This window comes from Methylobrevis albus (genome assembly GCF_015904235.1).
Lineage (GTDB): Bacteria > Pseudomonadota > Alphaproteobacteria > Rhizobiales > Pleomorphomonadaceae > Methylobrevis_A > Methylobrevis_A albus.
This window is the reverse complement of the sequence record NZ_JADZLT010000054.1, coordinates 150,066-170,655: the sequence shown is the minus strand read 5'-3', so window position 1 is coordinate 170,655 and position 20,590 is coordinate 150,066. Positions and strand designations below refer to the sequence as shown.

The 20,590-nt window shown below is 70.4% G+C and carries 21 protein-coding genes; 9 read left to right on the top strand and 12 right to left on the bottom strand.

The features are described from left to right. Nucleotides 1–7: 7 nt before the first annotated feature. The 3 genes from I5731_RS16440 to ykgO form a co-directional block, all read right to left on the bottom strand. Nucleotides 8–1,030 (bottom strand): alpha/beta fold hydrolase, encoded by a 1,023-nt coding sequence (locus I5731_RS16440; RefSeq protein ID WP_197312493.1) that lies wholly within the window; start codon nt 1,028–1,030, stop codon nt 8–10. 59 nt (nt 1,031–1,089) lie between these two features. Next, on the bottom strand, nt 1,090–1,716 hold the full coding sequence (locus tag I5731_RS20060; RefSeq protein ID WP_197312492.1) for a tetratricopeptide repeat protein: 627 nt from the start codon (nt 1,714–1,716) through the stop codon (nt 1,090–1,092). A 274-nt stretch (nt 1,717–1,990) separates the two neighbouring features. Further along, nucleotides 1,991–2,116 carry a type B 50S ribosomal protein L36 gene (gene ykgO, locus I5731_RS16430; protein ID WP_197312491.1) on the bottom strand — a complete coding sequence of 42 codons (126 nt, stop codon included), beginning with the start codon at nt 2,114–2,116 and terminating at the stop codon, nt 1,991–1,993. A 292-nt stretch (nt 2,117–2,408) separates the two neighbouring features. On the opposite strand from ykgO, the gene I5731_RS16425 reads away from it, so the two are divergent. The 3 genes from I5731_RS16425 to I5731_RS16415 are packed head-to-tail and all read left to right on the top strand — an operon-like array spanning nt 2,409 to nt 5,414. Further along, entirely contained in the window at nt 2,409–3,902 is a 1,494-nt protein-coding gene (locus I5731_RS16425; protein ID WP_197312490.1) for a sensor histidine kinase, read from the top strand. Between the two features lie 29 nt (nt 3,903–3,931). Next, entirely contained in the window at nt 3,932–4,345 is a 414-nt protein-coding gene (locus tag I5731_RS16420) for a response regulator (protein WP_197312572.1), read from the top strand. A gap of 25 nt (nt 4,346–4,370) precedes the next feature. Continuing rightward, nucleotides 4,371–5,414 (top strand): sensor histidine kinase, encoded by a 1,044-nt coding sequence (locus I5731_RS16415; RefSeq protein ID WP_197312489.1) that lies wholly within the window; start codon nt 4,371–4,373, stop codon nt 5,412–5,414. A 13-nt stretch (nt 5,415–5,427) separates the two neighbouring features. Here I5731_RS16415 and I5731_RS16410 read toward each other — a convergent pair whose 3' ends face one another. The 5 genes from I5731_RS16410 to I5731_RS16390 form a co-directional block, all read right to left on the bottom strand. After that, the gene (locus I5731_RS16410) at nt 5,428–5,724 is read right to left on the bottom strand and encodes a type II toxin-antitoxin system RelE/ParE family toxin (RefSeq protein WP_328839019.1); all 297 of its coding nucleotides are present in this window, start codon (nt 5,722–5,724) and stop codon (nt 5,428–5,430) included. Nucleotides 5,725–5,726: 2 nt separating this feature from the next. Next, a complete protein-coding gene (locus I5731_RS16405) occupies nt 5,727–6,005 on the bottom strand; it encodes a type II toxin-antitoxin system ParD family antitoxin (protein ID WP_197312488.1) in 279 nt (92 codons plus the stop codon). Nucleotides 6,006–6,168: 163 nt separating this feature from the next. Further along, the gene (locus I5731_RS16400) at nt 6,169–7,152 is read right to left on the bottom strand and encodes an anti-sigma factor (RefSeq protein ID WP_197312487.1); all 984 of its coding nucleotides are present in this window, start codon (nt 7,150–7,152) and stop codon (nt 6,169–6,171) included. Then, nucleotides 7,149–7,700, bottom strand: coding sequence for a sigma-70 family RNA polymerase sigma factor (locus tag I5731_RS16395; RefSeq protein ID WP_197312486.1), 552 nt, complete (start codon nt 7,698–7,700; stop codon nt 7,149–7,151). Before I5731_RS16395 ends, I5731_RS16400 begins: the two co-directional genes overlap by 4 nt. A 118-nt stretch (nt 7,701–7,818) precedes the next feature. After that, entirely contained in the window at nt 7,819–8,280 is a 462-nt protein-coding gene (locus I5731_RS16390; RefSeq protein ID WP_197312485.1) for a hypothetical protein, read from the bottom strand. A 123-nt stretch (nt 8,281–8,403) separates the two neighbouring features. Between I5731_RS16390 and I5731_RS16385 the strand changes: the two genes are divergently transcribed. Continuing rightward, nucleotides 8,404–10,617: a glycosyltransferase family protein gene (locus I5731_RS16385; RefSeq protein ID WP_197312484.1), complete on the top strand. Its 2,214-nt coding sequence runs from the start codon at nt 8,404–8,406 to the stop codon at nt 10,615–10,617. Nucleotides 10,618–10,844: 227 nt separating this feature from the next. Here I5731_RS16385 and I5731_RS16380 read toward each other — a convergent pair whose 3' ends face one another. The 3 genes from I5731_RS16380 to I5731_RS16370 all read right to left on the bottom strand — a co-directional run bounded on the left by I5731_RS16380 (nt 10,845) and on the right by I5731_RS16370 (nt 12,801). Further along, complete coding sequence (locus I5731_RS16380; protein WP_235981850.1) at nt 10,845–11,921, bottom strand: 5-(carboxyamino)imidazole ribonucleotide synthase; 1,077 nt, start codon at nt 11,919–11,921, stop codon at nt 10,845–10,847. Nucleotides 11,922–12,014: 93 nt separating this feature from the next. After that, the gene (gene purE / locus I5731_RS16375; RefSeq protein ID WP_197312482.1) at nt 12,015–12,512 is read right to left on the bottom strand and encodes a 5-(carboxyamino)imidazole ribonucleotide mutase; all 498 of its coding nucleotides are present in this window, start codon (nt 12,510–12,512) and stop codon (nt 12,015–12,017) included. Between the two features lie 82 nt (nt 12,513–12,594). After that, on the bottom strand, nt 12,595–12,801 hold the full coding sequence (locus I5731_RS16370) for a YdcH family protein (RefSeq protein ID WP_197312481.1): 207 nt from the start codon (nt 12,799–12,801) through the stop codon (nt 12,595–12,597). 640 nt (nt 12,802–13,441) lie between these two features. Between I5731_RS16370 and I5731_RS16365 the strand changes: the two genes are divergently transcribed. Then, complete coding sequence (locus I5731_RS16365; protein ID WP_197312570.1) at nt 13,442–13,633, top strand: YdcH family protein; 192 nt, start codon at nt 13,442–13,444, stop codon at nt 13,631–13,633. A 352-nt stretch (nt 13,634–13,985) separates the two neighbouring features. Here the strand turns inward: I5731_RS16365 and I5731_RS16360 are convergent, their stop codons facing one another. Beyond that, nucleotides 13,986–15,884 carry a propionyl-CoA synthetase gene (locus tag I5731_RS16360; RefSeq protein WP_197312480.1) on the bottom strand — a complete coding sequence of 633 codons (1,899 nt, stop codon included), beginning with the start codon at nt 15,882–15,884 and terminating at the stop codon, nt 13,986–13,988. 298 nt (nt 15,885–16,182) lie between these two features. On the opposite strand from I5731_RS16360, the gene I5731_RS16355 reads away from it, so the two are divergent. From I5731_RS16355 to I5731_RS16340, 4 genes are all read left to right on the top strand, one after another. Then, on the top strand, nt 16,183–17,397 hold the full coding sequence (locus I5731_RS16355; protein ID WP_197312479.1) for an OpgC family protein: 1,215 nt from the start codon (nt 16,183–16,185) through the stop codon (nt 17,395–17,397). Nucleotides 17,398–17,622: 225 nt separating this feature from the next. Next, nucleotides 17,623–18,414 carry an inositol monophosphatase family protein gene (locus I5731_RS16350; protein ID WP_197312478.1) on the top strand — a complete coding sequence of 264 codons (792 nt, stop codon included), beginning with the start codon at nt 17,623–17,625 and terminating at the stop codon, nt 18,412–18,414. 103 nt (nt 18,415–18,517) lie between these two features. Next, nucleotides 18,518–19,513, top strand: a complete 996-nt coding sequence (locus tag I5731_RS16345) for a flagellar motor protein MotA (RefSeq protein ID WP_197312477.1) — start codon at nt 18,518–18,520, stop codon at nt 19,511–19,513. A 44-nt stretch (nt 19,514–19,557) separates the two neighbouring features. Next, nucleotides 19,558–20,586 (top strand): peptidoglycan -binding protein, encoded by a 1,029-nt coding sequence (locus tag I5731_RS16340; protein ID WP_197312476.1) that lies wholly within the window; start codon nt 19,558–19,560, stop codon nt 20,584–20,586. Nucleotides 20,587–20,590: the final 4 nt, after the last annotated feature.

The window sequence follows — 20,590 nt, the reverse complement described above, 5'->3', positions numbered from 1 at the left end:
CACGCCGTCACATCTCGCCTGGAACGCCCTGCCAGAGCTCCGGATGAGCGGCGAGGTAGCGCCGCGTGACGCGGTCGATCGCCTGGATCACCACCTCCGGATGGGTCTGGTGCGGCATGTGGCCGACACCGGCGAGTTCGACGAGTTCCGCGCCCTCGATATCGCGGATCAGCCCGGCGCTGTGGATGTCCGGCCGCACCACCGAATCGGCGTCGCCGGTGATCACCACCGTCGGAGCGGTGATCTCGGCGTAGCGCGGGGCGAGCGCGATCACCGCCGCGTTGAGGCCGTCGACGTCGCGGGCATTGGCGACGAACTCGTCCGGGCGCAGCAGCAGCGCGAGGCGCGCGGTTTCGGGATAGGCCTCCGGCATCGCCTCGGGCGCGAACGAGGTCGCGGCCGCGGTGCCCAGAGCGTCGTGCATCACGGGATAGGGCAGGGTGGCGGCGAACGCCGGGCCGATCACCGGCATCGCGGCGAGCGAATAGTACCAGGCGACGCCGCCCGGCCAGGGGTGCGTCGCCGGTGAGACGAAGACGAGGCCGGCGGCCCGGTCGGGATAGAGCGTGCCGAGGGCCGCCACCACCGCCCCGCCCCACGAATGCCCCACCACCACCGCCCGGTCGATGCCGAGCCGGTCCATCAGGCCGACCACGATCGCCGCCTGCCGTGCCGGCTCCGGCCCGTTCTCGACGCCGCGGGCGCTCCAGCCATGGCCGGGACGATCGAGGAAGACGAGGCGGCGCTTGCCCTCGAGCCGCCCGGCGAACACGCTCGTCGCATCGGAGAGATTGCTGCTGGCGCCGTGGACGAAGATCACCGGCGGCAGCGCCGGACCGAGCCGGGTACCGGTCGCCGGCTGATCGACATAATGGATGCGGACGCCGCCGATTTCGGCGAAGGAGCCGGCCGGCGGGTAGCGGCGCTCGATGTCCGCGACGCCGCGGGCGGTCCAGAAGGCGAGGCCGAGGCCGGCCGCCACGCAGATCGCCGCAAGGCTGATGATGATCAAGATCGCCGCTTTCGCCATGCCCCGCCTGTCCGCTGATCGAGCGCCCGCGCACGACGGCCGCAGCGCGGCCCGGCACGTCAGATCGGGCGGCCGTCGACCGCCAGCGTCAGCTCGTCGATGGCTTTACGCACGTCCGGCAGGTTTGGATGCAGCGCCTCGAGGCGGCGATAGATCTCGAGGGCGCGCGCCTCCTGGTCGATTTCGCGCATGATCATCGCGAGGCCGGACAACGCGCCGAAGTGGCGCGGCTCGATCGCCAGCGCCCGGTCGATGTCGGCGATGGCGCGGGTGTACTCGTCCTGCATGTAGTAGATCGTCGCCCGGCGGTTGTAGCCCTCGGCGTAGTCCGGCTTCTGCAACAGCACCTGGTCGAGCAGATCGAGCGAGACGGGGAAGCGCTTGGCCGAGGCCGCGGTCGTCGACCAGCCGACCATCAGGTCGAGCGTCGCGCTTCCCGTCGCGACCAGCCGCTTCAGGATGCGCTGCTCGAAGGGATGGGCCTCCGCGGCGGATTTCGCCTGCGCGAGGCGCTGGTAGAGGTCGTCGAGGGTCTGGTCGCCGCTGTCGGGCAGGGCCGGATCCGGCGTCACGAAGGCGTCGGGCGGCAGGGTATCCTCGGCGGGGGCGCCCTCGTCGTCGAGGCGCGGCAGCGCGTCGGGGAGGGCCGAATCCGGCTCCGGCAGCACGCCGGGCGGCTGGGGCACTTCGCCGCCGTCGGCCTGTACAGGAACGACCGGGGCCGTGAGGACGGGCTCCCCGGCGGCGCCCGCGGTCGGGGCGGCGGCGAGCGACAAGGTCACCGCGAGGAGGGGGGCGGCAACGCGGCCGGACAACGCTGGGATGGCGACACGGATGTTCATGACCGAAAGCTAGCGCCCCCGGCCCGTGTCGTCAAAGCGTGAAAATGTGATCGGCGCGCGCCGGAGCGACACGCCGCGAAGACGCAGCCCGGACCATGGTCGGCCCCGGCATCCGAGCTCAGCCCTGGCGGGCCTTGTAGCGCGGGTTCTTCTTGTTGATGATGTAGACGCGGCCCTTGCGGCGCACGAGCCGGTTGTTGCGGTCGCGGCCCATCAGCGAGCGCAGCGAATTCTTGATCTTCATGACGACGTCCTTCCGGCGGTGAGGCCCGGCGCGATGCGCCACTCTCCCGACCGATCACGAGTGCCCACAGATAGACGGCGGGCGCCTGATGAAGGGCCCGCCGGGTTGGCGCGGACCTTACGGATTTCGCCGTCCGTGTCAATCGCAAGTCGCCCCGCGTGCCCGGAAAGCCGACGGCAAAGCCGCGACGACGTAACGTCTTCGCAAGCTTCTTCGCGCGGGTATGTCTTTTGATGTTGCCCGTCCCGGTGACGTCGGACAAAAAGAGGTCCGATCTCCCCCAGGTTTGATCATGCCGATTTCCCAGGTCCTGTTCCGGCGCGTCAACGCCCTGATGCTGGCTGCCGGGATCGCCGTCCTCGCGGCGATCGTCGGCACGTCACTCTGGCTGACGGCCGCGACCGAGCGCAATTTCACCGAAGTCGTCGCCGTGCGCGAAGTGCGCAGCGCCGTCGCCGACCTGATGTCGCTGGTGCAGGATGCCGAGAGCGGCCAGCGCGGCTATCTGCTGACGCGCGACGATCGCTACCTCGCGCCCTATCTCGCAGCCTCCGAGCAGATCGACGAGGCGCTGAGCCGCCTGCGCCGGGCCGACGACGTCGTTCCGGGAATCGAGGCCGGCGTCGAGCGCCTGATCGCGGCCATGCAGCGCAAGCTCGCCGAGCTCGCCCGTACCGTGGACCTCGGCGAGGCCGGCGATTTCGAGGGCGCGCTCGCGGTGGTGCGCGAGGACGCCGGACGCCAGGCGATGGACGAAGTGCGGGAGGATTACGCCGCGATCCTCGCCGGCGCGGAGGCGCTGCTGCAGTCGTCGATCGAGCGCCAGCAGGTTGCCGGCGCGCAGCTCCGGTGGGTGACAATCGGCGGCGCCCTCGTGATCTTCGCCATGGCGGCGGCGGCGACCTGGACCATCCTCGCCTATACGCGCGAACTCTCAGCGGCGCGCGGCGAACTGGAAGTGCTGAACCGCGGCCTCGAGGAGCGGGTGGCCGAGCGCACCGACGCGCTCGTCAAGGCCAATGAGGAGATCCAGCGCTTCGCCTATATCGTCACGCACGACCTGCGCGCGCCGCTGGTCAACATCATGGGCTTCACCAGCGAACTCGAATCGACGTTCAAGCCGGTGAAGGCCTTCATCGACGCCAGCGCCCCGGCCGACGACCGGGCGGCGGCAGAGGCGCGGGAGGCGCTCGACGTCGACGTGCCGGAGGCGATCGGCTTCATCCGCTCGTCGACGCGCAAGATGGACGGCCTGATCAACGCGATCCTGAAGATCTCCCGCGAGGGCAGCCGCACGCTGCGGCCCGAGCCCGTCGACCTCGGCGCGCTGCTCGAGGGGGCCGCGAGCGCCGTGCATCATCAGGCGAGCGCCGAGGGCGGCGGCATCACCATCGAATCGAAGGCCGGTCGGATCGTCAGCGACCGATTGTCGCTCGACCAGATTCTCGGCAACCTGCTCGACAACGCGATCAAGTACCGCTCCCCCGACCGCCCGATCCAGATCAGCGTGCGCAGTCAGCGCGAGCGCTCGGGCTGGGTCCGGATCGAGGTCGAGGACAACGGCCGCGGCATCGCCGCGGGCGACCACGAACGAATCTTCGAACTCTTCCGCCGGTCGGGTACGCAAAACACCCAAGGCGAAGGCATCGGGCTTGCGCATGTGCGCACAATGGCCCGCAATCTCGGCGGCGATATCGGCGTCAGGTCTGAACTCGGCCGCGGGACGACCTTCGTCCTCAGCCTTCCGCCCGATCTCGCGGCGGTGAAACGGAGTGCCGCATCTTGAGCAACATCGGAAAGCCCGTGTCGATCGTGATGATCGAGGATGACGAGGGCCATGCCCGGCTGATCGAGAAGAACATCCGCCGCGCCGGGGTGAGCAACGAGATCATCCCGTTCGCGAGCGGCACCGAGGCGCTCACCTTCCTGCTCGGGTCCGACGGCTCGGGCGAGGTGAGTTCCGGCCGGCAGCTCCTGATCCTGCTCGATCTCAACCTGCCCGACATGGGCGGGGTCGAGATCCTCGAGAAGGTGAAGTCGAACCAGCACACCAAGCGCTCGCCGGTCGTGGTGCTGACCACCACCGACGACAGCCGCGAGATCCAGCGCTGCTATGACCTCGGCGCCAACGTCTACATCACCAAGCCGGTCGACTATGAGGGCTTCGCCAACGCGATCCGCCAGCTCGGTCTGTTCTTCGCGGTGATCCAGGTGCCGGAGACGGAATGAACGGGCTGATCGGCGGAGCGGCGACATGCCCGGCCAGATGATCAACGTCCTCTACATCGACGACGACGAGATTCTCGGACGACTGGTCCAGAGGATCCTCGCGCGGCGCGGCTATGCCTGCATCCACGCGAGCGGCGCCGAGGATGGCCTCGCGCTGGTCGAGGCCGGCGGGGTCGACGTGGTGATCCTCGACCACGATCTCGGCGTCGGCTCGGGCATCGACGTGCTGCGCGCGCTGAACGCCCGCGAGGCGCCGCCGCCGGTGGTCTACGTCACCGCCTCGACCGAGCTCTCGATCGCCGTGGAGGCGCTGAAGGCTGGCGCGGTCGATTATGTCGTCAAGACGATCGGCGAGGACTTCGAGGTGCTGCTCGCCGCGGCGCTCGAGCAGTCGGTCGAAAAGGCGCGGCTGACGCGGGCGAAGGAGCGGGCCGAGCGGGACCTGCGCGAATCGCGCGACCGCGCCGTCGTGCTGCTCGCCGAGGTGAACCACCGGGTCGCCAACAGCCTCGCGCTGGTGAGTTCGCTGGTGCGGATGCAGGCGGCTTCGGTGGCCGATCCGGCGACGCAGGCGGCGCTGAGCGAGACGCAGGCGCGCATCGCGGCGATCGCCAACCTGCACCGCAGCCTCTACACCTCCGAGGATGTGCGCGTCGTCGACCTCTCCGCCTATCTCGGCGCCGTGGTCGCGGAGCTCGAGCAGTCGGTGTCGGCGGCCGGGCACACGCCGTCGATCCGCCTCACGGCTTCACCGGTGACGGTTGCCACCGACCGCGCCGTCGCCATCGGCATGATCGCCACCGAACTCGTCACCAACGCCATCAAGTACGCCTATCCCGACGGCGGCGGCGAGATCCGGGTCGGGCTGCTGCTCGAGGACGGCGGCGACCTGGTGCTGACCGTGGCCGACGACGGCATCGGCTGGTCCGGCGAGGGCCCGAGCACCGGCACCGGCCTCGGCGGCCGTATCGTGCGGGCGATGGCGAAGAGTCTCGCGAGCCGGGTGGAGTATGTCCCCGCCGACCGCGGCACCACGGCGCTGTTGCGCATCCCGCCGCCGGCGGCCTGACGCGGCTTTCTCTCTATGGCTCGACGGCGTCGGGATTGATCTCCCGGCGACCGTGCAGGATGCGGACGATCTCCACTCCCTCGGCGTGGACCCGGTAGAGCGTCAGATACTGGCCGGCCACCAGATGCCGAATGCCTGCCGCGATGTCGTGGCGGGGCATACCCGACAAGGGGTGTTGCGCGAGTTGCTGCCAGCGTCGCTCGATCGCGTCGAGGACGCGATCGGCGGCCTCGGGATCGACGGTCGCAATATGCAGCCAGATTTCGATCAGGTCTTCGTCGGCGCGGGCGGTTCGGTGGACCGTCGGCACGGTCAGTCGCCGCGCCGGGATGCTTCGAGCCGGCGCCGCGCCTCGGCCTTCACATCTGCCATCGTCGCGCGGGAACTCGGCCCGCTGTCGATGCCGTCCTGCACGCGGTCGCGCAACTCGTCGACGGTGAAGCCGAGCAGGTCGCGCCGCTCCTTCCACTCGCGCACCGCCTCGCGGATGGCTTCGCTGGTCGAGGCATACTCGCCGGCATCGACCGCCTTACGGACAAAGCCAGCCATCTCGGCCGTGAGGGCGATCGTGATCTTTTCGACCGTGGCCATCGGTTCCCCCGTTCCTGTCCTGTTCCGATGGTATGCGATCGGCGTACCAGGGGCAAGGCTGGAGCCGGCACGACCGTCAGACCGGCCCTTCCATGTGATGAGCTGACAGCCCACCTGACGCGGCGGCGCAAGTCGGGCGCGGGGTTCCGGCGTTCGGGAGCGCTCAGCGCTGGTCGGGGATCAGGCGGCCGGAATAGACCACGGGGCCGGTGGGCGAGCCGCCAGGGGCGCCGCCCGGCGGTTCGACGGAGACGGCGAGCGTCGCGCCCGCCGCGGCGCGGCCGACGCGGTCGAAGGCGATCTCCTGCACCGGGCCACCCGCCTCGACGAGGCCGAGCGAGCGCGGCGCCTGGCCTTCGGGAATGTACCAGAGCTCGAGGCTCTGGTTGGCCGGCTGCTCGGCCCCGACCGGGCGGACGGCGACGGTGCCCGCCACGGTGTCCACCGTCACGATCATCGCGGGGTCGGCGCCGCCGGCGTTGACCACGGCGACGAAGCGGCTGCCCGGCCGCTCGGGCGTCGGCAGCGAACCGAGCCAGACCACCCCGGCGAGGCCGGCGGCGATCAACCCCATACCCGTCGTGGCGCGGCGCCAGAAGGCGACGCGGCGCTCCAGCCTGACCACGGCCGGATCGCGCGGCGGCTCGTCGCCGCCGCGGCCACGGCCGCGCCGCTTCGAAGGCTTGGTCTCCGGCCCATCGACGGCGAGTTCCGGTGACGGCGGGTCGATCGGGGCGTCGAAGCGGTCGCGCGGCGAGATACGCAGCGGCACGACATTGCCGGGATCGGCCGGGTCCTCGTCGCCGAGCCGCGGTTCGGCGCGCGCCGCGTCGCTGGTGCGGCGCGGCGGTCGTCCGGCGTCCTGCGCCGGACCGGAACCGGCGATCGGTCCGGTCGTCGGCGTCGGCACGACGTCGAGGGTGCCGGGGGTGTCGAGGGCGCGGCGGATACCGGCCCAGACGGCCGGGGAGGGGGCGACCGGGGGCACGAGGTCGGCGAGCGGCGCGAGGCGCGCCTCCCAGGCGGCGACGGCGGCCTTCAGCGCCGGATCGATCGACATCGCCCGGCGAACCGCCGCGCGCACGTCGCCCTGCAGCGTGCCGAGCACGTATTCGCCTGCCAGGAGATCGCGTTCGTCGTCGGTCATTCGTCGCCGTCCAGGCAGGTCTTGAGTGCGGCGAGGCCGCGGTGGAGCCAGGTCTTGATGGTGCCGATCGGGCGGCCCTCGGCGTCGGCGAGTTCCTCGCGCGAGTAGCCGCCGCAATAGGCGAGGACGATCAGCCGCCGCGGGGTTTCCTCGAGGCGGCCGAGACAGTCATGCAGCGTCTGCGCCATGGCCGGGTCCAGGCGCTCGAAACTGCCGTCGGAGATCGAGGCCAGGATGTCCTCGTCCTCGTAGGCCGAGATCGAGGGTGGCGGCTGACGCCGCAAGGCGTCGATGGCCGCATTCCGCACGATGGACGTCATCCAGGCTCCCGCTCCCCCGAGCGCGCCGTCGAAAGAGGCGGCGCTGCGCCAGATGCGGATGAAGGCTTCCTGCAGCACTTCCTCCGCCCTGCCACGGTCTCTGAGGATACGCAGGGCAATGGCGAAGAGTTTCGGCGCCGAGAGGCGATAAAGTCGCTCGAATGCGGCGCGATCGCCGCGGGCGACGGCACCGATCAGTTCGCCGGCTTCAGGATCGGGACGCGTCACGCGGGCGAGCTCTCCGGGGGTGGCCTTCGCGAAGGCCGTTCAGGCGACCGGGGTCCGTTCGTGCTCCAGATGACTGGCGGCGGGGGGTGCTGTCAATCGCGCGCCGCGCCGCGGCCGGTCAGAACTCGGCGGCGCCCGGCGTCTCCGCGGCGGCGGCGGCGACCGCGGCGATGAGGTCGTCGAAGGAGAGGCCGTAGCTGATCTCCTGCACCGGGCGCCATTTGGCGACGAGGATCGTGCGCCGCTCGGCGAGATAGCGCGCCCAGGGCAGGCCGGCGCCGCGCGTCGTGATCTCGGAAAGCGCGGGCAGGTACTCGAAGGTGGCGCCGCGGCGGCGCAGCTCGGAAAAATCCGGATCGTCGGTTAGGTAGACGACGCGGTCGAAGCGGGCGAGCGTCGCGGCCGTTGCCGTCAGGATGTCGGGCACGTCGGCCCGCGGCACCCCGAACAGCGTGACGAGGGCGACGCGGGTCTCGCCCGGCATCAGGCGGATGTCGTCCTCGTCGACGGTCGTCGGCGCCGGCCGCAGCCGTTCCACCAGCGCGGTAGCCGCCGCCGCCAGTTTTCGGTCGAAGCGCATCGCTCGGTGCTCCCTGCTTTCCGCCGCGGCCGCTGGACAGTTCGGCCGGCCGGCGACCATACTCCGGCCCAATTGGTGCAAAGACTATGTCGCAAGAAGGAAACCCGGCGAAAGGGCGATTCCTTGCATATTGAAACCGATATTCTTTTCGTTGCCGATCTTCGCTTTCCAGGGGGTACGTCGACGGCGCTGGCCGCCGAGATCGAGGCGGCCGCACGGGCCGGGCTCGACGCGCGCCTGCTGTCCGTCCGCAGCGCCCTCCTGAAACAGCCGCGGCCGGTGCACCCGCAGATCCGGGCGCTGCTCGACGACGGCCGCATCCGCCTTGCCGACCCGGCGCAGCGGATCTCGGCGCGGGTCACGGTGATCCACCACCCGATGATTTTCGCGCGGCCGCCCGACCGGCGCATCGACGTGAGCACGAAGCATCTCGTGCTGGTGCTGCATCACCCGCCCGTCGATGCCGAGGGCACCAGCCAGTACGACCTTGCCGCCATCGTCGGCGCGATCGAGATCGGTTTTGGCCGGGTGCCGCTGCTGGCGCCGGTCGGGCCGCTGGTTCGCGCGGCGCTGAAGGGCGTTCCGACCGGCGGCGCGCCGGTGGCGGGGGACGACTGGGTCAACCTGATCGACGTCGACGCGGTGCCGCCGCGCGGCGACCGGGTGCCCGGGGCGGGCGGCGCCCCCGTGGTGATCGGCCGGCATGCGCGGCCGAATACGCAGAAGTGGCCGGACACCCGCGCCGAGGCGCTCGCCGCCTATCCCGCCGAACCGCGCTACCATGTCCGCATCCTCGGCGGCGGGCCGTTCCTCGAAACGCTGTACGGCGCGCTGCCGGCGAACTGGGAGGTGCTGCCCTTCGGCGCCGAACCCGTCGAGAGCTTCCTCGGCAGCCTCGACGTCTATGTCTATTTCCATAGCGAGCGCTGGATCGAGGCGTTCGGGCGCGCGGTGCTGGAGGCGCTCGCCGCCGGGCTCGTCGCCATCCTGCCGAAGAGCTTCGAGCCGCTGTTCGGCCCCGGCGCAGTCTATGCCGAGCCGGCCGACGTGCGCTCCGTGATCGACGAGTTCATGGCCGACCCGCGCGCCTACCGCCTGCAGGCGGAGCGGGCGCGGGCGACGGTGAGGGCGCGGTTCGGCCTCGAGCGCTTCGCAGCCCGCATTGCGGCGCTCGATCCGGTGGAGCCGGCAATGGCGCCGCGGCCGGCGCGGCGCGGCCTGCCGCCGGTGCGGGTGTTGATGATGTCGTCGAACGGCATCGGCCTCGGCCACCTCAGCCGGCTGCTGGCGGTGGCAAAACGCCTGCCGCCCGACGTCGAGCCGGTGTTCTTCACGCTGTCGAACGCGGTGAAGATCGTGGTGGACGCCGGCTATCTCGCCGAGTTCGTGCCGTTTCATCGCTATCTCGCCGCCGACGTCAACCGTTGGAACTCCGTGTTCGGCGAGGAGGTGCACGAGGCGATCGCCTTCTATCGCCCGCGGGCGCTGGTCTTCGACGGCAACGTGCCCTATGGCGGGCTGCTGTCGGCCAAGGCGGCGTTCCCCGAGATGATGAGCTTCTGGATCCGCCGCGCGATGTGGGGCGAGGGCCATGCCGGGGCGCTCGACCGGGCGGCCGCCTTCGACGCGGTGATCGAGCCCGGCGAGATCGCCGACGCCTTCGACCGCGGCCCGACCCGGGCGGCGCGCGGCGACACGCACCGCGTCGGCCCGGTGCTCAACGTCGATGTTTCCGAGCGGGTCGACCGCGCGAGCGCCCGCCGGGAACTCGATCTCGGCGAGGGCGACACCGTGGTGGCGCTGCAACTCGGCTCGGGCAACAACTACGACCTCGGCGGGGCGCGGGCGGCGGTGCTCGGCGCGCTCGCCGCTTATCCGGGGGTGACGATCCTCGAGATCGTCTCGCCGGTGCGCGACGGGGCGCTGCCGGAAAGCACCGGCCCGCGGCACCGCATCATCGAGCTCTACCCGAGCTTCCGCCTCTCGGAGGCGTTCGACTTCGCGGTCTCGGCGGCGGGCTACAACAGCTTCCACGAGGCGATCATGGGGGCGATCCCGACCATCTTCGTGCCGAACGAGGCCGAAGAGATGGACCGGCAGATCCTGCGCGCCCGCTACGCCGACCTGCGCGGCTATTGCCGGCTGATGCGCACCCGCGATCTCTATGCGGCACCGGAGATCGTCGGCGAACTGATGGATCCATCGGTGCGCGCGCGGATGCGGGCGGCGTGCCGGTCGGTGACGGCGGTGAACGGCGCCGCCGAGATCGCCCGCTTCATCGCCGAACAGACGCGGCTGGTGCGCACCGACTACGACGTCATCGACCTGCACCTTTGAGACGGCGAGGCGAGTGGACGTGTCGGCGCCTCGGCTTTTCCCTCGTCCTTCGAGACAGTCGCGTTGCGACTTCCTCAGGATGAGGGAAAAGGGCAAATCATTGTAATAAAAAGAAAACTCTCGAAGGCCTCATCCTGAGGAGGGCCGTCGGGCCCGTCTCTAAGGGCGAGGCCGGGCGCGCGCGCCCATCGCTTCTGCTAGACCGACGGCGCGCCTCGAACCGGCGTCTACCGGTCGAGGTAGTTGACGTGGCCCATCTTGCGGCCGGCGCGGATCTCGCGCTTGCCGTAAAGGTGCAGCCGGGCGGAGGGGTCGGCGAGGATCGCCAGCGGGTCGGCGGCGGCGTCGCCGATCAGGTTCAGCATCCGGACCGGGGCGGTGCGGGTGACGGCGCCGAGCGGCCAGCCGGCGACGGCGCGGATGTGGTTCTCGAACTGCGAAGTGACGGCGGCGTCCTCGGTCCAGTGGCCGGAGTTGTGAACGCGCGGGGCGAGTTCGTTGACGAGCAGCCGCTCCTCGCCCTGGTCGCGCACGAGGAACATCTCGACCCCCAGCGTGCCGACGTAGCCGAGCTTCTCGGCGATGGCGAGGCCGAGGGCGCGGGCGGCGGCGAGGGTTTCGGCGGCGAGCGGCGCGGGCACGATGGTCTCGGAGAGAATGTGGTTCTCGTGGCGGTTCTCGCCGATGTCGTAAACCTCGGCGAGGCCGTCCGCGCCGCGCACCACGATCGCCGACAGCTCGGATTCGAACGAGATCAGCCCTTCCAGCACGCAGTCGCCGCCGAACCGCTCGAGCGCCTCGCGCAGCTCGTCGAGGGTGCCGACCTTCGCCTGGCCCTTGCCGTCATAGCCGAAGCGGCGGGTCTTCAGGATCGCCGGCAGGCCGGTGACGCCGATCGCCGTCTCGATGTCGGCCTCGCCGTCGATGGCGGCAAAGGGCGCCACCTCGACCCCGGCGCCGAACGACAGGAAAATCTTCTCGGCGACGCGGTCCTGGGTCGTCGCGAGCGCGCGGGCATCCGGGTAGAGCGGCCGGCAGGCGGCGATCACCTCGGCGGCGGCGGCCGGGACGTTCTCGAATTCGTAGGTGACGACGTCGACGCTGCTAGCGAAGGTGGCGAGCGCCTCGGCATCGTCATAGGCGCCGACGGTGTGGCGGGCGGCGACGCGAAAGGCGGGGCTGTCGGGCTCGGGGCAATAGACGTGGCAGTCGAAGCCGAGCCGGGCGGCGGCGAGCGCCAGCATCCGGCCGAGCTGGCCGCCGCCGAGAATGCCGATGGTGGCGCCGGGCTTCAGGGGCTGCATCGGGCGGTCATCCATGAACTGGGGGGAGGAAGGGGCCGGATCGCCCGGCCGTCCGCAATGCAGACTCCGTGCCGGTCGGTGGCGGCGTCGCCGTCAGTCGGCGTCCATCGGAAATTCGGCGATCGCCGCGGTCTGGCGCGCGCGGTAGCCGTCGAGCCGCGCGGCGAGGCTGGGGTCCGAGAGGGCGAGCACGGCGGTGGCGAGCAGCCCGGCGTTGATCGCGCCGGCCTTGCCGATCGCCAGCGTGCCGACCGGGATGCCGCCGGGCATCTGCACGATCGAGAGCAGGCTGTCCTCGCCGCGCAGGGTGCGGCTTTCCACCGGCACGCCGAGCACGGGCAGCGGCGTCATCGCCGCGGTCATGCCGGGCAGGTGCGCCGCGCCGCCGGCGCCGGCGATGATCACCTTGAAGCCGGCGGCCTTGGCGCCGTGCGCGAACTCGTAGAGCCGCTGCGGCGTGCGGTGGGCGGAGACGATGCGCGCCTCGTAGGCGACGCCCAGTTCCTCCAGCACGTCGGCGGCATGCTTCATCGTCGGCCAGTCGGACTGGCTGCCCATGATGATGGCGACGGGGGGCGGCGTGTCGGTCATGCGTCCGTTTCGCTCGGCCGCGGCGGCGGCGGGGGCAGGGCGCGGCGTGGCCGCAGTGATCTCGTACCTTGGAATTTGGGGCTCAGGCGATGATGTCGGGAACGACCTGGTCCTCGAGGAAGCCGATGCGATCCTTCAGGGCGAGCTTGCGCTTCTTCAGGCGCTGGATCTGCAGGCTGTCGGAATTGCCGAGCTTGGTCAGCGCGTCGATGGCGGCATCGAGGTCGCGATGTTCCTGCCTGAGCCGCGCCAGCTCGATCCGGACCGCCTGATCGTCCCCATCGTTCATGCCTACTCGTCCTCCGCACCAAACACCGCGGCACAGTTCGTTTAAGACCTGAAAAACCGGTTCAGATCAAGCCGACTTCCGCGTCGGACGGCTGATCACGGCGGCCATTTCGGCCGTGGCCAGCATAGCAAATATCGCGAACCGCAGCACGCGGGCGCAACGCGGGCCGCGGACTGCCGAAACTATGGGCAGGACCGCTGCGGAATCACCCCGACCGAATTCGCCTTTTTTATCAAGGCCGGGCCGTGCACCGGCGCCGGAAATCCGCCATGGCTCCACATTTAGTCGGATCAGGGCCTTGCGAGGGCGCGCCGGCATGCCGATGTCGAAGAGACGGCACGCGCCCGTCGTCGCCCCGCGGCCAAGCGTAGCGCCGCTGCCGACGCGCCGGAAGAGCCGGCAGATCCTCCGCCTTCGCCGCCGGCAAGACCCGGCGCCGCGGTGTGAACATTTTTACTTATTATCATGAGTCTGGCAGCGGTCTTTTGCTGTAATTTTGCGCGAACGTGCAGCACTTGCGCAAACGAGTTCTCACAATACATCAGATTTTGGGGTGTCCGATCGATGACAATCGTGCGACACTCCCATCGTTCCCCACGCGTCCGGATCGCCGGCGCCAAAAGGAAGAGGAGGCATGCCGATGTCGCTACAGTCTCATATCTCGGAGCTCGAACGCCGCCACGCTGCACTCGAACGTCAGATCGAGGAGGTCGTGCATCACCCCAGCGTCGATGAACTCCAGGTGCGTGAGCTCAAGCGTCGGAAGTTGCATCTGAAAGACGAGATCCTGAAGCTGCAGGCTTCGGGACGCAGAGACGGAACGTTGCATTGACGAACCGCCTGAACCGACGGGCCGCGGCAGCCGGGTAGGGGCCGCCACAGCACGCCGGACGGCGGGTCACCGCCGATGGAGCGCCGCGGACCGGAAGGTTCGTGGCGCTTTGTTTTTGGGGGGGGCTGCGGCAAGGCGGGGCGCCGTCCCTCCCCCGCGTGGGGCGGAGGCGACCTGACCATCCCTCCCCCTCGTGGGGAGGGTGGCCCTGCCGCCAGGCCGGGTCGGGAGGGGTCACAGCCTCGCCTCATACGACGGAGAGGCCGCACCCCTCCCGGCGCCTGCGGCGCCACCCTCCCCACGAGGGGGAGGGATGGGGCCGCAATCGGCGCCTCCGCCCGGCGACTTCCCCTCAGCCTCCCAGCCCTCGCGCCGCCACAGCGGCGCGAATTTCCTCCAGCGCGGCCGGGTCGTCGATGGTGGCGGGCATCCGCACCGTCTCTCCGTCGGCGATCTGGCGCATGGTGCCGCGCAGGATCTTGCCGGAACGGGTCTTCGGCAGGCGCTCGACGGTGATCGCCAGCTTGAAGGCGGCGACGGGGCCGATCTTGTCGCGGATGCGGGCGACGAGTTCCTTCTCGATCTCGGCGCGCGGGCGATCGACACCGGCCTTCAGCACGACGAAGCCGCAGGGCGCCTGGCCCTTCAGCGCGTCGGCGATGCCGATCACCGCGCATTCGGCGACGTCCGGATGGCCGGCCAGCACCTCCTCCATGCCGCCGGTCGAAAGCCGGTGGCCGGCGACGTTGATGATGTCGTCGGTGCGCGACATGATGAAGAGGTAGCCGTCGTCGTCGACGAAGCCGGCGTCGGCGGTCTTGTAGTAGCCGGAGAACTCCTCGAGGTAGGCGCGGCGGAAACGGTCGTCGGCGTTCCACAGCGTCGGCAGGCAGGCGGGCGGCAGCGGCAGCCGGATCACGATGTTGCCGAGCTTGCCGGCCGGGACGGCATGGCCGGCGTCGTCGAGGATCTCGACCGCATAGCCCGGCATCGGCACCGTCGGCGAGCCGTGCTTCACCGGCAGCAGGCCGAGGCCGACGGGATTGCCGGCGATCGCCCAGCCGGTTTCGGTCTGCCACCAGTGGTCGACCACCGGCACGCCGAGCTTTTCTTCCGCCCATTTCACCGTGTCCGGGTCGGCGCGCTCGCCGGCGAGGAACAGCGTGCGCATCGACGAACGGTCGTAGTCGAGCGCGAGCCTGCCCTCCGGGTCTTCCTTCTTCACCGCGCGCAGCGCCGTCGGCGCGGTGAAGAGGGCGGCGATGCGATACTCCTCGACCATGCGCCAGAAGGCGCCGGCGTCCGGGGTGCCGACCGGCTTGCCCTCGTAGACCACGGTCGTCGCGCCGATCAGCAGCGGCGCATAGACGATGTAGGAATGCCCGACGACCCAGCCGACGTCGGAGGCGGCCCAGAACACCTCGCCGGGCGCGATGCCGTAGTGGTTGGTCATCGACCAGGCGAGGGCGACCATGTGGCCGCCATTGTCGCGCACCACGCCCTTCGGCTGGCCGGTCGTACCGGAGGTGTAGAGGATATAGAGCGGATCGGTTGCGGCCAGCGGCACCGGCGGCACGCGCCGGCCGGCGACGGCGGCCATTGCAGCGGCGAGGTCGAGGTCGCGACCGGGGATCAGCTCGGCGGCGAGCTGCGGGCGCTGCAGGATCAGGCAGGTTGCCGGCTTGTGGCGGGCGAGCTCGATCGCGGTGTCGAGCAGCGGCTTGTAGGGCACGACACGCGACGGCTCGATGCCGCAGGAGGCGGTGATCACCGCCGTCGGCGCGGCGTCGTCGATGCGCACGGCGAGTTCGCTCGCGGCAAAGCCGCCGAACACCACGGAATGGATCGCGCCGATGCGGGCGCAGGCGAGCATCGCCATCAGCGCCTCGGGGATCATCGGCATGTAGACGATGACGCGGTCGCCCTTCACGACGCCGCGGTCGATGAGGATCGTGGCGATCGCCTCCACCTTCGCCAGCAACTCGGCATAGGTGTAGACGGCCTTGGTGCCGGTGACGGGGCTGTCGTAGATCAGCGCCGGCTGGTCGGCGCGGCCGGCGGCGACGTGGCGGTCGAGGCAGTTGTGGGCCGTGTTGCAGACGGCGTCGGGAAACCAGCGGCCATAGGTGCCGGCGCCGGCATCGAAGGCGGCCGTCGGCGGCTCCACCCAGTCGATGGCGCGGGCGGCCTCCAGCCAGAAGCCCTGCGGGTCGGCCTTCCAGGCGGCGTAGACCTCGGCATAGCGGCTCATGCGTTCCCCCTCGTGCGGCTTCTTCGTTGTTGCGGCGGGCCGGGCCGGCAAGGCCGTTTCGGCCGCCGTCGCCGCGCCGGAGTGTTCGCTCCGCGGACGATCCGCGCAAGGGCAGGCACCGTCACACCTTCGGCCTAAGTCTTTTCGCGAGGCGTGCGCCGTGCCGGCGAGGACGAAATCGGCGGCCTGCGGCGCCGGGGCCGTTGCGCGCCGCGCCAGCCGGTCTTAGGAACGGGGCCGCCCGCCGCCGCGCGACCACCGCGCCGCCGGCCGCGCCACCCTGCCGGAGCGCCGGACGTTGACCACCGCCGACCCCAGCGTCGCCCGCCCAGGCAACGTCCCCGCCAGCTTCGCCGCCGCCGGTCTGGCGAAGCCGGCGCGCGACCACCGGATCGATTTCTTCCGCGGCCTCGCGCTCGCCTCGATCTTCATCAACCACATGCCCGGCAACGCCTTTGAGCGGCTGACGCACAAGAACTTCGGCATCACCGATTCTGCCGAAATCTTCGTGCTGCTCGCCGGCGTCGCGGCGGCGTTCGCCTATCTGCCGGGCATCGCGGCCGGCCAGTATGGCGCGGCCGTCTGGCGCGCGCTGCAGCGGGCGGTGACGCTCTACCTCGCGCATCTCTCCAACACCGCGGTCGGCCTCGGCCTGTTCGCCGCCGGGGCGCTGTGGCTCGGCACGGCGCCGCTGCTCAACGAGCTCAACCTGCCGCTGCTGTTCTCCGACACGGCGCGGACGCTGGTCGGCATCCCGCTGATGACGCACCAGATCGGCTACTTCAACATCCTGCCGCTCTACGTGACGCTGCTCTTGATGCTGCCGGCGATCCTCGCCCTGGTGACGATCGGCCCGCGCGTCGCGCTCGCCGCCTCGCTCGCCGTCTATGCGCTGTCGCATGCCTCCGGCCTCAACGTGCCGACCTTTCCGGCCGAGGGCTCCTGGTACTTCAACCCGCTCGCCTGGCAGCTGATCTTCACCATCGGCATCCTGATCGGCTGGCGGCTGCGCGCAGGGCTCGGCGGCGTGCCCTATGTCGCTCCGCTGTTCTGGCTCGCGGCGGCCTATCTTGTCGCCTGCTTCAGCTACACCTGGTTCAACCTCTGGGGCCTGCTGCCCGACCTGCCGCTGCCGGCGACCTTCGTCGGCAACGACAAGACCTATGTCGCGATCGCCCGGCTCGCCCATGTGCTGGCGCTGGTCTACGTCGTCGGCCACAGCCCGCTGATGCCGTGGCTTTCGGCGCGGCTGACTCCGAGGAATCCGCTGGTGCTGATCGGCCGGCACGCGCTGCCGGTGTTCTGGACCGGCACGCTGCTCTCGGTCGCCGGGCTGATCGTGCGCTACGCGGTGCTCGATCAGGACGGCACGCTGCCGATGCCGGAGATGCCGCCGCTGCTCTGGCTCGACACGGTGCTGGTCGCGGCGGGGCTGGCGATCCAGGTCGCGCTCGCCCATGCGCTCGACCGCTTCGAGCGCGGCAAGCCGGCGGTGGTGCGGGCGGCGGCCTGAGTGCCGCGCGACAAGGGGCGTGCACGGCTGCGATGCCGGTGCGCCCTTGCAAGCCGCGGCGCTTTGTGGTCCAGAAAGCGCGGCCGCAGACGGCCATGGACGCGCCCGGCGCTTCCCGTTCGTTGACAGGCCTTCGCGACGCCCGCGCCGAAGGCCACCGCCCGCTCTTTGTCACAGGCCGCGCCGCGCGTGGCGGCCGCAGCCTCTCGCCCGCAGGAAACCGCCATGGCCCGCTCACCGCTGATGAACGTCATGATCCAGTCCGTCCGCAAGGTGGGCCGCGCGCTCGCGCGCGACTTCGGCGAGATCGAGAACCTGCAGGTGTCGATGAAGGGTCCGGGCAACTTCGTCTCGGCCGCCGACCGCAAGGCGGAGAAGACGCTGTTCGAGGAACTCTCGCGCGTCCGTCCCGGCTGGGGCTTCATCATGGAAGAGCGCGGCGTCGTCGAGGGCAGCGACGCGCAGCACCGCTGGATCGTCGATCCGCTCGACGGCACCACCAACTTCCTGCACGGCATTCCGCAGTTCGCGATCTCGCTGGCGCTGGAGCGGGCCGGCGTGATCATCGCCACCGTGATCTACAATCCCGTGACCGACGAGCTTTTCTCGGCCGAACGCGGCAGCGGCGCCTTCCTCAACGACCGCCGCCTGCGCGTCGCCGCGCGGCGCGAACTCGCCGACGCGGTGATCGGCACCGGCCATCCGCACATCGGCTCCGACGGCCACGTCGACCACGTCCGCCGGCTGCGCCACGTGCTCGCCGGCACCGCCGGCATCCGCAGCACCGGGGCGGCCGCGCTCGACCTCGCCTATGTCGCGGCCGGCCGCTTCGACGGCTTCTGGCAGGCCGGCCTCGAGATCTGGGACGTCGCCGGCGGCCTGCTTCTGGTGCGCGAGGCGGGCGGCTACGTCTCCGACTTCGAGGGCAAGGACAAGATGATCGAGCGCCGGCAGATCGTCGCCGGCAACGAGGAGATCCAGCGCAAGCTGGTCGGCCTGATCGAGGCGGCGGGCTGACCCGCGGGCGCCGCAACATATTGCGCGGCCCGGGCCGACGCCGGTTTCTCGCGTCGGCATTTCGGGTTATCTGTTGCGCGACCTGACCCGAGACGAGATGCCCATGGCCAAGGACCTAGATCCCTACAAGCTGTCGAGCCCGGCGGTCTATCTCTGGCGCATGCTGCTGTTCCTGGTGATCGCGGTGCTGCTGGGCTCGCTGCTCTACCAGCAGATCCAGGTCGCGTTCGGGGCCAATCCGGCGCTGAACGGCACCATCCTGCTCACCGCCTGCGTCGGCATCCTGCTCACCTTCCGCCAGGTGGTGCGCCTGTTTCCCGAGGTGCGCTGGGTCAACGACTTCCGCCTCGCCGATCCCGGCCTGCAGGTCAACCGGCCGCCCGTGCTGCTCGCCCCCATGGCGACGCTGCTCGGCGACCGGCTCGGCCGCATGGCGATCTCGACACAGACGATGCGTTCGATCCTCGATTCGATCGCGACCCGCCTCGACGAGGCGCGCGACATCTCGCGCTATCTCACCGGCCTGCTGGTCTTCCTCGGCCTGCTCGGCACCTTCTGGGGCCTGATCCAGACGGTGACCTCGGTGGGTGCCACCATCCAGCAGCTCGACGTCGGCTCGGGCAATTCCGGCGTCATCTTCGAGGACCTGAAGGCCGGCCTGCAGGCGCCGCTCGCCGGCATGGGCACGGCGTTCTCGTCGTCGCTGTTCGGTCTCGCCGGCTCGCTGGTGCTCGGCTTCCTCGACCTGCAGGCCGGGCAGGCGCAGAACCGCTTCTACATCGACCTCGAGGACTGGCTCTCCACCGTCACCGACCTCGACCCGAGCGAGATCACCCGCACGGGGCGCGGCGGCACCAGCGCCGAGGACATCAACATCGCGCTCGAACGGCTGACGCGGATCGTCACCGAAGGACAACAGCGGCCGGCCTCGTCGCAAGCGATGTCGGGCCTCGCCGAGGGCATCCAGGGCCTTGTGCAGCACATGCGCGCCGAGCAGCAGCTGGTGCGCAAGTGGGCCGAGGAGCAGGGCAAGCAGCAGGCCGACATCAAGCGGCTGCTCGAGGCGCTGACCAGCGCCGTCGAGCGCAGCAAGGACTGATCCGACGAGGACGGCGGGCTGGCCCGCGCAAGGGAAGCTGAACGATGGCACTGACCCGGCGCCGCTTCTCCGGCGAGATGAACTACTGGCCGAGCTTCGTCGACGCGCTGTCGACGCTGGTTCTCACGGTCGTGTTCATGCTGTCGCTGTTCATGATCTCGCAGTTCTTCCTCAGCCAGGAGATCTCCGGCCGCGACGAGGCGCTGATCCGGCTCAACTCGCAGATCGCCGAGCTGACCGAACTCTTGGCGCTTGAGCGGGCCGGCGCGCGCGACCTCGCCGACAACCTCGCGATCCTGCAGTCGGGCCTTGATGCTGCGACCGCCGAGCGCGACCGGCTGCAGGCGCAGTTGACCGCCGAGCTCGGCGCCGGGGCCGCCGCCGGCGACCAGGCCTCGCAGCTCTCCACCGCCCTTAACGACGAGCGCCAGGTCAGCCAGCGGGCGCTGGCGCAGGTCGAGCTGCTCAACCAGCAGATCTCGGCGCTCAGGCGCCAGATCGCGGCGCTGGAGGATGCGCTCGACGCCTCGGAAGGCCGCGACCGCGAGAGCCAGACCAAGATCGCCGACCTCGGCCGCCGGCTCAACGTGGCGCTGGCGCAGCGGGTGCAGGAGCTGTCGCGCTACCGCTCCGACTTCTTCGGCCGCCTGCGCGAGATTCTGGGCACCCGCTCCGACATCCGCGTCGTCGGCGACCGCTTCGTGTTCCAGTCGGAGGTGCTGTTCGGCTCGGGCTCGGAGCAGCTCAACCCGGCCGGCACCGGCGAACTCGACAAGCTCGCCGCGGCGCTGCTCGAGCTCGAGGCCGAGATCCCGGCCGAAATCGCCTGGGTCTTGCGCGTCGACGGCCACACCGACGCGCGCCCGCTGTCCGGCACCGGCCGTTTCCGCGACAACTGGGAGCTTTCCTCGGCCCGCGCGATCTCGGTGGTGAAGTACCTGATCTCGCAAGGCGTCCGCCCCGAACACCTCGTCGCCGCCGGCTTCGGCGAGTATCAGCCGCTGGAACAGGGCGAGACCGACGAGGTCTATGCCCGCAACCGGCGCATCGAGCTGAAGCTCACGGAGCGGTGAGCTC

Coding starts and splice junctions, on each gene's coding strand:
- I5731_RS16425 (WP_197312490.1), top strand. CDS start 2,409: ATGCCGATTTCCCAGGTCCTGTTCCGGCGCGTCAACGCCCTGATGCTG.
- I5731_RS16390 (WP_197312485.1), bottom strand. CDS start 8,280: ATGCGCTTCGACCGAAAACTGGCGGCGGCGGCTACCGCGCTGGTGGAA.
- I5731_RS16415 (WP_197312489.1), top strand. CDS start 4,371: ATGCCCGGCCAGATGATCAACGTCCTCTACATCGACGACGACGAGATT.
- I5731_RS16365 (WP_197312570.1), top strand. CDS start 13,442: ATGTCGCTACAGTCTCATATCTCGGAGCTCGAACGCCGCCACGCTGCA.
- I5731_RS16380 (WP_235981850.1), bottom strand. CDS start 11,921: ATGCAGCCCCTGAAGCCCGGCGCCACCATCGGCATTCTCGGCGGCGGC.
- I5731_RS16405 (WP_197312488.1), bottom strand. CDS start 6,005: ATGGCCACGGTCGAAAAGATCACGATCGCCCTCACGGCCGAGATGGCT.
- I5731_RS16400 (WP_197312487.1), bottom strand. CDS start 7,152: ATGACCGACGACGAACGCGATCTCCTGGCAGGCGAATACGTGCTCGGC.
- purE (WP_197312482.1), bottom strand. CDS start 12,512: ATGACCGACACGCCGCCCCCCGTCGCCATCATCATGGGCAGCCAGTCC.
- I5731_RS16420 (WP_197312572.1), top strand. CDS start 3,932: ATGATCGAGGATGACGAGGGCCATGCCCGGCTGATCGAGAAGAACATC.
- I5731_RS16440 (WP_197312493.1), bottom strand. CDS start 1,030: ATGGCGAAAGCGGCGATCTTGATCATCATCAGCCTTGCGGCGATCTGC.
- ykgO (WP_197312491.1), bottom strand. CDS start 2,116: ATGAAGATCAAGAATTCGCTGCGCTCGCTGATGGGCCGCGACCGCAAC.
- I5731_RS16345 (WP_197312477.1), top strand. CDS start 18,518: ATGGCCAAGGACCTAGATCCCTACAAGCTGTCGAGCCCGGCGGTCTAT.
- I5731_RS16350 (WP_197312478.1), top strand. CDS start 17,623: ATGGCCCGCTCACCGCTGATGAACGTCATGATCCAGTCCGTCCGCAAG.
- I5731_RS16360 (WP_197312480.1), bottom strand. CDS start 15,884: ATGAGCCGCTATGCCGAGGTCTACGCCGCCTGGAAGGCCGACCCGCAG.
- I5731_RS16370 (WP_197312481.1), bottom strand. CDS start 12,801: ATGAACGATGGGGACGATCAGGCGGTCCGGATCGAGCTGGCGCGGCTC.
- I5731_RS16340 (WP_197312476.1), top strand. CDS start 19,558: ATGGCACTGACCCGGCGCCGCTTCTCCGGCGAGATGAACTACTGGCCG.